The 12,276-nt window shown below is 74.1% G+C and carries 9 protein-coding genes; 3 read left to right on the forward strand and 6 right to left on the reverse strand.

Annotation, left to right across the window (positions count from 1 at the left end; all coding sequences use genetic code 11):
- Positions 1-36: 36 nt before the first annotated feature.
- A complete protein-coding gene (locus ACQVFL_RS14125) occupies positions 37-1,464 on the forward strand; it encodes an NAD(P)/FAD-dependent oxidoreductase (protein WP_431729565.1) in 1,428 nt (475 codons plus the stop codon).
- Positions 1,465-1,553: 89 nt separating this feature from the next.
- Here ACQVFL_RS14125 and ACQVFL_RS14130 read toward each other — a convergent pair whose 3' ends face one another.
- Both ACQVFL_RS14130 and ACQVFL_RS14135 read right to left on the reverse strand, forming a co-directional pair.
- On the reverse strand, positions 1,554-2,558 hold the full coding sequence (locus ACQVFL_RS14130) for an MBL fold metallo-hydrolase (RefSeq protein ID WP_396697584.1): 1,005 nt from the start codon (positions 2,556-2,558) through the stop codon (positions 1,554-1,556).
- 60 nt (positions 2,559-2,618) lie between these two features.
- Positions 2,619-3,446, reverse strand: coding sequence for an SAM-dependent methyltransferase (locus tag ACQVFL_RS14135; RefSeq protein ID WP_431729566.1), 828 nt, complete (start codon positions 3,444-3,446; stop codon positions 2,619-2,621).
- A gap of 162 nt (positions 3,447-3,608) precedes the next feature.
- Here ACQVFL_RS14135 and ACQVFL_RS14140 point away from each other — a divergent pair, with 162 nt between their 5' ends.
- On the forward strand, positions 3,609-4,613 hold the full coding sequence (locus ACQVFL_RS14140; protein ID WP_431729567.1) for an acyl-CoA dehydrogenase family protein: 1,005 nt from the start codon (positions 3,609-3,611) through the stop codon (positions 4,611-4,613).
- A gap of 54 nt (positions 4,614-4,667) precedes the next feature.
- Here the strand turns inward: ACQVFL_RS14140 and ACQVFL_RS14145 are convergent, their stop codons facing one another.
- The 4 genes from ACQVFL_RS14145 to ACQVFL_RS14160 are packed head-to-tail and all read right to left on the reverse strand — an operon-like array spanning position 4,668 to position 11,909.
- A complete protein-coding gene (locus ACQVFL_RS14145) occupies positions 4,668-8,624 on the reverse strand; it encodes a non-ribosomal peptide synthetase (protein ID WP_431729568.1) in 3,957 nt (1,318 codons plus the stop codon).
- Positions 8,625-8,651: 27 nt separating this feature from the next.
- The gene (locus ACQVFL_RS14150) at positions 8,652-8,882 is read right to left on the reverse strand and encodes an acyl carrier protein (protein ID WP_396697592.1); all 231 of its coding nucleotides are present in this window, start codon (positions 8,880-8,882) and stop codon (positions 8,652-8,654) included.
- Between the two features lie 46 nt (positions 8,883-8,928).
- The gene (locus tag ACQVFL_RS14155) at positions 8,929-10,317 is read right to left on the reverse strand and encodes an NAD(P)/FAD-dependent oxidoreductase (protein WP_431729569.1); all 1,389 of its coding nucleotides are present in this window, start codon (positions 10,315-10,317) and stop codon (positions 8,929-8,931) included.
- Entirely contained in the window at positions 10,314-11,909 is a 1,596-nt protein-coding gene (locus ACQVFL_RS14160) for a (2,3-dihydroxybenzoyl)adenylate synthase (protein ID WP_396697596.1), read from the reverse strand. The genes ACQVFL_RS14155 and ACQVFL_RS14160 overlap by 4 nt, the downstream gene beginning before the upstream one ends.
- A 171-nt stretch (positions 11,910-12,080) precedes the next feature.
- Between ACQVFL_RS14160 and ACQVFL_RS14165 the strand changes: the two genes are divergently transcribed.
- Positions 12,081-12,275, forward strand: coding sequence for a ferredoxin (locus ACQVFL_RS14165; RefSeq protein ID WP_431729570.1), 195 nt, complete (start codon positions 12,081-12,083; stop codon positions 12,273-12,275).
- Position 12,276 lies beyond the last annotated feature (1 nt).

Raw genomic sequence — 12,276 nt, forward strand, 5'->3', positions numbered from 1 at the left:
GGTCTTGCCGAACACAACACACACTATGGATAGTGGGTGCGGACCGACGACTTGGAGAGCGACGTGGAAGAGACCCGGAACAGCGTCTACTGGCACGACACCGAGCCGGTCGAGGTCGGCGAGCCCCTCGACGGTGACGCGAGCTGCGACATCTGCATCGTCGGCGCCGGCTACACCGGCCTGTGGGCGGCGCACTTCCTCGCCGAGGCCGAGCCCTCGGCCGACATCAAGGTGCTGGAGGCGCAGGCGGTGGGCGGCGGCGCGTCCAGCGCCAACGGCGGCTTCGTCGGGCTGACCGCGGGCAAGGTGCTGCGCCGGTTGCTCTGGTACTACGGCCGGGAGAAGGCCGCCGGTGTCTACCGCAGCGGCGCCCGGTCGATCATCGACATCGGGCGGTTCTGCCGCCAGTACGGCATCGACGCCGACTTCGCGATGAACGGCGTGCTCCAGGTGGTCACCGACCGCAAGCAGTTGGCCCGACTCGAACTCCAGGTCAAGCGCAGCGAGCGGACCGGCCTGCGGGGGTCGTTCAAGCTGCTGGACCGCGACGAGGCGCAGCAGCGCATCGGCTCCCCGCAGGTGCTCGGCGCGCTGCGCACCACCGGCGCGCTGGTCAACCCGCACCGGCTCGTGCAGGGCCTGGCCCGCGTCGTGCGCGAGCAGGGCGTGGACATCCACGAGCGGACCCCGGTCACCGAGGTCCGCAGGGTCGGCGGACGGTACCGGGTGACCACCCCCACCGGCACGATCACCGCCAACGAGGTCGTCCTGGCGACCAACGCCTGGCAGCACAGCTTCGCCCAGACCCACACCAAGGTCATGCCGGTGTGGAACTACCTGATGGTGACCGAACCGTTGACCGACGCCCAGCTCTCCCGGGTCGCCTGGCCGGGCCGGGAGGGGGTCAGCAACTCGCTGTCCTTCGCCCACGCCGCCCGGCTCACCGCCGACAACCGGGTGGTCTGGTCCGGCGGTCGCTGGTACTACTACGACCAGCGGGACACGGACCGATCCCACCTGCGCAACGACGCCGCCCACACCGCCCTGCGGGAGTCCTTCGCCCGCTTCTTCCCGGCCTGGCGGGACGTCCGGTTCAGTCACGCCTTCGGCGGCCCGATCGGCTGGAGTCGCACCTTCATCCCGCAGTTCGGCCGCACCGACGACGGCCTGGTCTACGGGCACGGCTACACCGGCAACGGGATCGCGCCCAGCCACACCGGCGGCAAGATCCTGCGGGATCTGGTGCTGCGGCGCGACACCGAGTACACCGACCTGGCGTACGTGACCGTCAACCAGCCGAAGTTCGCCAAGGGCGCGATGGGCGACAAGGGCGCGCACCTGTTCATCTGGCGGCAGGAGACCGGGGACCGGCTGCCGCTGATGCTGCCGCACCCGGCCGCGTTGGCGCCCCGGTCGTTCTTCGCCGGCCGCGCCGCGCGCCGGGCGGCCGGCGCCAGCCGCTGACCCGTCGCACCGCGCAGCGGCCCGGCCCGACGACCGGGAACCACAGCGGGCAGGCAGCCCGGCCGGTCACCACCGGCCGGGCCGCCTGCTCAGCTCGGGTCGGTGGTCTCGAACACCCGGCTCTGCCCGACCGCGAGGTCCCAGAGGGCGTCGACCGGTCGGCCCGACTCGGCCCACGCCTTGCGTGCCAGCTCGACCGGGGCCAGCACCGGCTCGGCGGAGAGCGCGAACGTGCCCCAGTGGATGGTGAGCATCCGCTCCGCACCCAGGTCGACGCAGGCGCGGACCGCCTCGGCCGGGTCCATGTGCAGCGGCTTCATGAACCAGCGCGGCCGGAACGCGCCGACCGGCAGCAGGGCCACGTCGATGCCGGGGAAGCGCGCGCCGATCTCGGCGAAGGCCGGACCGTACGCCGAGTCGCCGGCGAAGAAGACCCGGTGGGTCGGGGCGTCCTCCGAGGTCATCAGCCACCCGCCCCAGAGGCTCTGGCAGGTGTCGAACAGACCGCGTCGGCTCCAGTGGTGCGCCGGGGTGAAGTCGAACCGTACGCCGCCGACGACGGTCGACTCCCACCAGTCCAGCTCGACCACCCGGCGGAAACCCCGCGTCTGGAACCACCAGGCCAGCCCGGCCGGCACCAGCACCGGAGTGTCCCGGGGCAACCGGCGCACGGTCGGCTCGTCGAGGTGGTCGAAGTGGTTGTGGCTGATCACCACCGCGTCGATCGGCGGCAGCGACTCCCAGCGCACCCCGGGCGGGGTGTACCGACGCGGCGTACCCGGGATCTTGTCGGCGAAGACCGGGTCGGTCAGCACCGTCCGGCCGCCGAGCTGCACCAGGCAGGTGGCGTGCCCGATCCAGGTGACCGCCGTCTGTCCGGCACCGACCCGGGGCACCGCCTCGTCCACCACCGGCACTCGGCCGCCGGTCGCGCCGACCGGGCGGGTGCCGCGCTCCCGCATCAGCCGCAGCACCGCCGCCGGGCCGGGCACCGGGTGCGTGAGCCGGTCGGTGAAACCTCCGGGCCAGGTACGCCCCCGGGGCGCCCCGGTGAGCCGGGCGAGCGCGCGGTGCACGGCACGTGGTCGGTACACGGGTTCCTCCTCGGGTAGTGCGGGAGTCGGCACCGGCCGCCGGGCCGGGGCCCGGTGGTGTCACCCCCGCCGGTGCGCGGTGAGCAGCAGGTAGCCCAGGCAGGACTCGGCGACCGCCTGGAGGTCCAGGACCGCGTCGCCGAGCTGGCGCAGCACGCGGGGCCCGTACGTGCCGGCGAGGCGCTCGCGCTCGCGCGTCACCGCCTCGCGGGTGGCCTGGTGGGAACGGCGTACGTGGGCCCCGGCGTCGACGGCGTCGACCACCTCGAAGCCGGCCGCGCGGACCAGCTCGACGTAGTCCGGGGCGGTCGGCGGTGTCGACATCGGCATCGCCGACCAGATCCGCGCCTGCGCGTCGTCCATCGGCCGGACCAGGGTGAGTTCGGCGAGGACGAGCCGCCCGCCGGGGCGCAGCACCCGGTGCACCTGGCTCAGCGCGGCGGCCTTGCCCGGCACGTGCACCAGCACCTCCAGCGCCAGCGCCGCGTCGAACCACCGGTCCGGATACGGCAGGGCCGTGGCGTCGGCCCGGGTGAAGCGGACCCGGTCGGCCAGTCCCTCCTTCACCGCGAGTTCCTCGGCGCGCTCGACCTGACGACCGGAGAGCGAGACCCCGCTGACCTCGGCGCCGGTCACCCGGGCCACGTGGCGGCCCGGGCCGCCCGTGCCGCAGCCGACGTCCAGGACGTGGTCGCCGGGCCCGACCGCGAGTCGACCGGCGAGTTCGTCGTTGAGCCGTGCCTGGGCCTGCGCGACGGTGGCCGGGTCGTGCTCGTCGGACCAGTAGCCGTAGTGCAGGTTGTCGCCGTAGACGGCGTCGAGGAACGGGCCCATCAGGTCGTAGAACAGTCCGACCCGTTCGGCACGTGTTTCTGGATCTTCGGTCACCTGCGACCTCCCCCGCGGATTGACGTTTCTCAGCATAGTGTCCGTCGTTCGCGGCAAACACAACACTGTCTTTATGTAGCTTCTAGGCCGCAGGTGGTGTCTTCGTTAGGCTGTGTGCAGAACCCACACCGACTGACGACGGAACGGACGGTGGACCGACTGATGAGCAACTCTGCCAAGGTGCTGGACCGCGCGGAGCGCATCGCCGAGGAGGTGCTGTTCCCGGCGGCGGAGAAGGTCGACGCCGCCGACACGGTCCCGGGCACCCACCTCGACCTGCTCGCCGCCGAGGGCTTCTACGGCCTGGCCGGACCGGCGCGGTTCAGCGAGATGGCCGCCGAGGAGACCGCCACCGCGGCCCGCGCCTTGGAGATCATCGCCAGCGGATGCCTCACCACGGCGTTCGTCTGGGCGCAACACCACAGTGCGGTGATGGCCGCGACGCACAGCCAGCGGCCGGGCATCTCCGACCGGTGGCTGGAGCCGCTGTGCCGGGGCGAGCGGCGCGCCGGGCTGGCCATCCTCGCCGCGACCCGGCCGGGCCCCCCGGCGGTACGCGCCGAAGCGGTCGACGGCGGCTGGCTGCTGCACGGCACCGCGTCCTGGGTGACCGGGTGGGGTCTGGTCGACACGCTCTTCACCGCCGCCCGGGACGCCTCGGACACACTGGTCTGGTCGCTGCTGGACGCCGCCGAGAGCGACACGCTCAGCGTGACGCCGGTCGACATGGTCGCGGTGTCGGCGAGCCGCACCGTGCAGGTCACCTTCACCGGCCACTTCGTGCCGGAGGACCGGGTCACCGGCACCGTCCCGCACGAGGTCTACCTGCAACGCGACCCGGCGACCCTCCGGTTCAACGGGTCCCTGCCGCTGGGCGTGGCGACCCGCTGCGCCCGGCTGATCGGGCCGAGCCCGCTGGACGCGGCGATCGACGAGTGTCGGGCCACCCTCGACGCCGCCGGCCCGGCGGAGCTGCCCTCGGCCCGGGGCGCGGCCGCCGCCCTGGCCCTGCGCGCCGCCGGCCTGCTGGCCGTCACCACGGGTAGCGCGGCCGTGCTGCGGAACCGCCCGGCCGAGCGGCTGATGCGGGAGGCGTTGTTCCTGCTGGTCTTCGGCACCCGCCCGGCCATCCGCGCCGACCTGACCGACCGGCTGCACCGGAGCTGAGCCGAGGCGACCACACGCCCGGGATACGGATTCCGTACCCCGGGCGTCCGTCGGTCAGGACCCGGTCAACACGTCGGTCACGACGGCGGCGGTCGGCGACACCGCGTCCGGGTCGGTCACCGCGAAGTGGTCGCCGGGCACCTGCCGTCGGGTCGTCACGGCGCCGTCGGGCAGCCGCTCGCCCAGCGGCACCAGATAGCCGCCGGCCGCGCCGCCGAGCGCCCTCCGTGCCTCCAGCAGGTGCACGGTGAGGCCGGACGCCGCCGGGACCGGGTAGCGCACCAGCGCCCGGGTGTGCGCCGCGAAGACCTCGAACAGCCGCTCGACCGAGTCCAGGCCCAGCGACGCCAGCTCCGGACGGGCAGCGGCCACCTGCGGCCACGCCGCCCGCAACGCCTGCACCCCGGAGGCGTCCGGGTCCACCGAGGCGGGGTCGGACACCTCGCCCCGGGTCACGTCGGTCAGGAACGCCCGGACCAGGTCGACGGCGCCCGGCTCGGCGGTGGTGCCGGGCGGGCCGACCCACGGGTCGATCAGCACCGCCGTGCAGGTACGCCCCGCCTCGGTCACCTGCCGACCCACCTCGTACGCCAACACCGCGCCGAGCGACCAGCCGACCAGGCGTACCGGGGCGTCCGCCGGCAGCGCGGCGGTCAGCTCGTCCCGGTAGGCGCGGGCCAGTTCGGTGAGGGTCGGCGGCACGGTGGCCGTACCGTCCAGCGCGGGCGACGCGATCCCCAGCACCGGCCAGCCGTCCGGCAGCCGCGCGACCAGCTCGCGGTAGCAGAGCAGGTCCCCGCCGACCGGGTGGATCAGCACGACCGGCGGGCCGTCGCCGGGGGCCAGCGACTGCACCGGCGAGGACCGGGCGGTGCCGTCCCGTTCGTCGAGCAGGCGGGCCAGCTCGGCGACGGTCCGGTGCTGGTAGAGCGCGGCCAGCGGGAGTCGGCTGCCGAACTCCCGCTCGACCCGGTTCATCAGTTGCGCCGCCTGCAACGAGCTGCCGCCGAGGGCGAAGAACGGATCGTCGACGCCGACCGTGGGCAGGTCGAGCAGCTCCGACCAGAGCGTGGCCAGTCGGCGCTGGGTGGCGGTGTGCGGGGCCCGGAACCGTCCGCCGTCCGGTGCCAGACCGGCCGCGGCGGCGACCAGGGCGGCCCGGTCCACCTTGCCGTTGCCGGTCAGCGGCAACGCCTCCCGCACCTCGATCACCGGCGGCACCAGGTACGCGGGCAGCGTCGCGCCGAGCGCCGCGCGGACCTCGTCGGCGAGGTCCGGCTTCGCCGCCTCGGCGGCCACGAAGGCGACCAGTGAGGCACCCCGCTCGCCCCGGCGGGCGACCACCACGGCGTCGGTCACCCCCGGCTGCGCGACCAGCGCCGCCTCGATCTCGCCCAGCTCCACCCGGAAACCGTTGATCTTCACCTGCGGGTCGTCGCGGCCGAGGAACTCGATCACCCCGTCCGGGCGGTACCGGCCCAGGTCGCCGGTGCGGTAGAGCCGCTCACCGGTGACCGGATGGGTGACGAACGCGGCGGCGGTCAGCTCCGGCGCGTGCAGGTAGCCGTCGGCCAGCCCCCGCCCGGCGATGTACAGGTCACCGGGCACCCAGTCGGGCCGGTGGGCGAGCCGGGCGTCCAGCACGTGGAAGCGCTGGTTCCGCAGCGGCCAGCCGTACGGGACGCTGGTCCACTCCGGGGGCACCCGGGCGGGGACGTCGAACCAGTTCGACCAGATCGACGCCTCGGTGGCTCCGCCGAGCGCCACGCAGCGGGCCCTCGGGGCGATCTCGGCCAGCTCGCGGCCGAGCGACAGCGGCACCCAGTCGCCGCTGACCATCGCCGTCCGCAGCGCCGTCGGGCGTTCGCGCTCCGCCGCGGCCCGGACGTAGTCGACGAACATCGCCAGGTAGGCCGGGACCGAGTTCCACACTGTCACGCCCGCCCGGACGGCCAGCTCGTGCAGGTGCACCACCTCGCGGGCCTGGCCCGGATCGGGGACGACCACGGCGCCGCCGACGGCCAGCAGGCCGAAGACGTCGTACACGGACAGGTCGAAGGTGAACTCCGAGACGGCCAGCACCCGGTCGGCGGCCCCGACACCGAAGCGCGTGTTCACGTCCACGATGGTGTTCGCCGCGCTCTGGTGCCGGATCATCACGCCCTTCGGCGTACCGGTGGTGCCGGAGGTGAAGATCACGTACGCCAGCGTCTCCGGCTCGTCGGCGACCGCGCTGTCGGGCAGGTCGCCCGGTGGCAGGTCGGACAACCGCCAGCGGACCGCGTCGGCGGGGGCACCGTCGAGATCGTCGTCGGTGTCGCCGAGCACCCCGGCCACGCCCGCCCCGGCGAGGATCTGCGCGCGGCGCGGCAGCGGCCACGACGGCGCCACCGGCACGTAGGCCGCGCCGGTCATCAGCACCCCGAGCAGCGCGGCGATCTGGCCCACCCCCCGGTCCGCGACGACCGCCACCAGGTCACCCGGGCCACGTCCGGCGACCCGCAGCGCGGCGGCCACCGCGCCCGCCCGTGCCCGCAGTTCCCGGTACGTCACGGTGCCGGTCGGGGTGACCACCGCCTCGGCGTCCGGGGTGCGGCGGGCCTGGGCCAGGAAGCCGCCGTGCAGGGTCTGTGCGGCCACCTCGGCGACGGTGTCGTTGACCTGTGCCCGGACCGCGAGCTGCCGTGCCGGGGTGAGCCGGTCGCCCCGCCCCGCCGACCAGGCCGCGTCGTCGCCGGCCAGGTCGACCAGCAGGGCCCGGTACGCGGCGAACATCTCGTCGACCATGCCGGGCGGGTAGAGCCCGTCGGCGGTGTCCCAACTGAACACCATCTCGCCGTTACGCATGAACACCTGGTGGTCGAAGGCGACCTGCGGGGTGCGGACCAGCGACTCGCGGCGCTGCCAGCCGAGCAGCTCCAGGAAGACCGGGTCGGTGTCGGAGCCGAGTCCGAGCATGCTGGTGAAGACCACCGGCATCCGGGCACCGGAGACCGTCCCGGAGCGGCGGTTCAGCTCCCGGATCACCGACACCCCGCTGAACGCGCCCTGTGCCATGTCGCGCAGCATCCGGCCGCGAAGCGCGGCGGCGTCGGCGGCGAAGTCGCTCTCCTGACCGGCCGGCGAGCACTCCAGCAGCAGGGTGCTGGCGAAGCTGCCGATCAGCCGGGACACGTCGGGATGCAGGTTCAGGCGCTCGCCGTACATGATGTTGACGGTGAACCGGTCCTGGCGGCTCCAGTGCCGCAGCACCCGGGCGAACGCGGCGGCCACCGCCATCGTCGGGGTGAGCCGACGGCGGCGCAGGGCTGCGGAGAACGCGTCGGTCACCGCGACCGGCAGCGTGAAGACGCGCCGGATGAGCGGGCCGTCGTGCCGCCCGCCCCGGCGCAGCGGCAGCTCCGGCGCGCCGGGCAGGTCGTCGAGCCGGTCGGTCCAGTACCGGCGGGCCGCCGCGTACTCCGGGCCGTCCCGGCGCTCGTCCAGTTCCCGGCGGTACCGCTCGTAGGTGAAGTCCAGCGGCGCGAGGTCGCCACCGGCGAGCAGGGTACGCAGCTCCTGGGCGAAGACCTCGCCGGACTGGCCGTCGAAGACGATCAGCCGCCCGGCCATCTGCACCAGGTACTCGCCGTCGTCGCACCAGACGAGCATCCGGAACGCCGCCGGCCCGGTCAGCGGCGGCCCGTCGCCGGAGAGTTCCCGGCGACCGGCGGCCAGCAGTTCGGCCCGCCGGTGGGCGGGTTCACCGCGCAGCGACCGTACGGACAGCGGCGAGGGCGGATCGGGAAGGATCCGCACCTGCCCGTCCTCGCCGACCGCGCAGCGCAGCATGGGATGCCGGCGGACCAGGGCGTGCACGGCAGTGGCGAACGCGTCGGTGTCGAAGGGAGGTGCGGCGTACTCCTCGTAGAACAGCGCGGGACCGCCGAGCTGGAAGTCGCCCAGCTCGCCGATCAGGTACGCCTGTTGGAGGTCGCTGAGTCCGAACCCGGTTGCCGTGAGCTGGTCCATCGTGCTCCTCGCTGGAGTGGCCGGCGGTCAGCCGACCGTGAGCTGTTCCCGTACGGCCGCGAGCAGCTCCGCGGGCGTCGGGCGGTCGAAGACCTCGAACAGGGGCAGCGAGACACCGAACTCCTCGGCCACGTGGTGCACGAGGGCGGCGGCGGCCATCGAGTCGCCGTCGAGATCGGTGAAGAAGTCGGCGTCGTCGGTGACCGACTGCTGGAAGATGAACTCCCAGACCTTGCGCATTCTCTCCAGGTCGTCCATGCCAGGCTCCTCGTCGCTGGTCGGGGAAGCACCACTGGTCGGGGGCTCACACGATGGCGCGGAGCGCGAGCCGGGCCAGGGGCGCCGTCCGGTCGGTGCGGTGCTCGTAGTGGTCGGCTCCGGTGGCGACCGCGCTCACGCCCCGCACGCCGATGAACCGCAACGGTTCCGGCTCCCACCGGCGGGACGCGTTGTCCACCCAGCAGAGCCGCGTCTCCGGGCGGCTGACCCCGGCCACCAGCGCGGCCAGCGACCGGGCGGCCAGGTTGCTCAGCGCGATGCCCTCGCCGCCGTAACCGCCCGCGTGCCCGAGCCCGGTGTCCCGGTCGTAGACCACCTCGGGCTCGGTGTGCCGGTGCAGCCCGTACACCCCGCTCCAGCGGTGCGACACCGGCACGTCGGCGAGGTCGGGCAGCAGCTCGGCCAGGGTGCGGCGCAGCCGGTCGTGCGCCCGACGGTCGGCGACCCGGCCCCGGTCGGCGGCCGAGCCGAACCGGTAGTAGGCGCCCCGTCCGCCGAGCACCAGCCGGTCGTCGAGGGTGCGTTGCAGGTAGCCGAACTGGTAGCGGCCGTCGGCGACGGTCCGGTGGTCGGTCAGGCCGAGCCGCTGCCAGATCGCCTCGTCCAGCGGCTCGGTGGCCAGCACGTACGAGTGCAGCGGCAACACCCGGCGGGCGTGTCCGGGCAGCCGACCGGTGTACCCCTCGGTGGCGCAGAGCACCGACCGGGCGCGCACCGTGCCGGAGTCGGTGACCAGCAGGCCGGGGGCGATCCGCAGGGCCCGGGTCCGCTCGGCGACGCGGACCCCGCGACGTTCGACGGCGGCGAGCAGGCCGCGCGCGATGCGGGCCGGCTGCACGGCGGCGCAGTGCGGCGTGTACGCGGTGGCGCGTACCCCGGTCAGTCCGATCTGCGCGGCGGCCGACGGCCCGACGGTGAGCGTGAGGCCGGTGATGCCGAGCTTGTCGCGCACCTCCTGCCAGCCGCGCAGCCGGTCGACCTGTGGCGCGCTGCGCGCGACGTAGAGCGAGCCGTCGTGCCGCCAGTGCGCGTCGATGTCCTCGGCGGCGAACACCCGGCGCAACTCGTCGAGGGTGCGTTGACCGGCCCGGTACAGCCGCATCGCGGCCATCGGCCCGTGCCGGCGGATCAGACCGGGCAGCAGCGCCGGCATCTCGGCGGTGCACCAGCCCCCGTTGCGCCCGGAGGCCCCGAATCCGGCCCGCTCCGCGTCGACGACCACGATGGACAGCTCGGGGCGGTGCACGCCGAGGTAGTACGCGGTCCACAGGCCGGTGTAGCCGGCGCCGACGATCGCCACGTCGGCGGTGGTGTCGCCGTCCAGCGGCGGGCGGGGGGCGAGCTGGTCGGCGGGCAGTGAGTCGAGCCACAGCACCCGGTCGGCGACGCCGGTCGACAGCGGCGGGCGGGTCACGCCGCCGCCACCTCACGGGCCAGCGCCCGCCGGTCGATCTTGCCGACCGGCGTGTACGGCAGCGCGGGCGCGACGTGCAGCCGGTCGGGCAGCTTGAAGTCGGCCAGGCCGCGCTCGCGCAGGAAGTCGTGCAGGTCCCCGAGGGCGGGCGGGGTGTCCCGGGCGACGATCACCGCGCAGGTCTTCTCGCCGAGGCGGGCGTCCGGCACCGGCACCACGGCGGCGGTCCGCACCGCCGGATGCGCGATCAGGTGGGCCTCGACCTCGTCCACGGAGATCTTCTCGCCGCCCCGGTTGACCACGTCCTTGATCCGGCCGACCACGACCAGCCGTCCGGCGGCGTCGCGGCGGACCAGGTCGCCGGTGCGCAGGAAGCCGTCGGCGGTGAAGACCGTGCGGTTGTGTTCGGGCACCGCGTAGTACCCGCGCAGCGTGCACGGCCCCCGGGCGAGCAGTTCGCCGACCTCGCCGTCGGGCACGTCGCGATCGGCGTCGTCCACCACCCGCAGTTCGTCGGCCGGGCTCAACGGTGTGCCCTGGCTGGTCGCGGCGGCCTCGTCGCCCTCATCCGGGCGGGTGAAGCAGAGCACCCCCTCGGCCATCCCGAACCAGTGGGTGAGCGTGGCGCCGGTGGCCGGGCGCACCGTGCGGGCCACCTCCGGGCTGAGCGTGGCGCCACCCACCTCGATGACCAGCTTCGACAGGTCGGCGCCGAAGATTCCGGCGGTCTCGGTCCAGACCGGCAGCAGCGCCGGCATCAGCGTGGTCAGGGTGACCTGCTCGGCCGCGACCAGCGGGAACACCTCGTCCGGTGCCGGGGTGGCGGCGAGCACGGCCCGACCGCCGGCCCGCAGCGCCCCCAGCACGCCGGGGCAGCCGAGCGCGGCGTTGTGCGCCACCGGCAGCGCGGCCAGGTACGCCCCGTGCTCGTCGAAGCCCATCGCCTCGGCGGTGGCGCGAAGCTGGAACGCGTAGTCGTCGTGGGTGCGCGGGATCAGCTTGGGCAGGCCGGTGGTGCCGCCCGAGAGCAGGAAGAACGCCACCTGCGACGGGTCGGGGGCGGGTAGGTCCACCGGCGCGGCGTCGACGTCGCGCAACGCGGTCAGCTCCTGCGGGTCGCCGGCCACCAGCACGTGCCGGACCGAGGGCACCGCCTGGCGTACCGCCCGGGCCAGCTCCCGGTGGTCGGTACCGGCCAGCACGTCGGGCACCACCAGCGCCACCGCGTCGGCGTACTCGGCGAGATAGACCAGCTCGGCCCGGCGGTGGGCGGGCAGCGCCAGCACCGGCAGCGCGCCGAGTCGGAAAAGCGCCACACACGTCACCACGAAGTCGGGAGTGTTCGGCAGTTGCACGACCACCCGGTCACCGGGCCCGACGCCGAGCGCGACCAGGCCGGCGGCCAGTCGGTCGGCGCGGGTGTCCAGTTCGCGGTACGTGTGCCGGCCGTGCCGGGTCACCACCGCGATCCGGTCCGGGTCCCGCGCGGCCCAGGGTCGCAGCAGGTCACCGAGCACCTCGCCGCGCCAGATGCCGTCGCGGCGGTAGCGCTGCGCGAACTCGTCGGGCCAGGGGACGCATCCGGTCAGCATGCTCGGCCTCCAGGACGTGCCATCGGGGGACGCTACCCGCCGCAGCGGACCGCCCGACGCTATGCGACGTTTCTTCTCTCGCGCAAGTGTCTGTTGTTTCTGGTCGGCGAATCCTACATGCGTCATCTATCGTGGGCGTGCCCCGGCCAACCCGACGCGTGGGAGAAGACGATGTGGATAGTCGTGGACTACGACCGCTGTGACAGCCACGGGGTCTGCGCCGACAGCGCCCCGGAGGTGTTCGAGATCCGGGATGACGACCTCATGTACGTGCTGGTCGAGCAGCCGTCGGTGGAGCAGGTGCCGCAGGTCGAGACCGCGGTACGCGGCTGCCCGAAGCTCGCCCTGTCGTTGCGGGGGGAGTGAG

Source organism: Verrucosispora sp. TAA-831 (assembly GCF_050780145.1).
In the GTDB taxonomy this organism is placed as follows: Bacteria; Actinomycetota; Actinomycetes; order Mycobacteriales; family Micromonosporaceae; genus Micromonospora.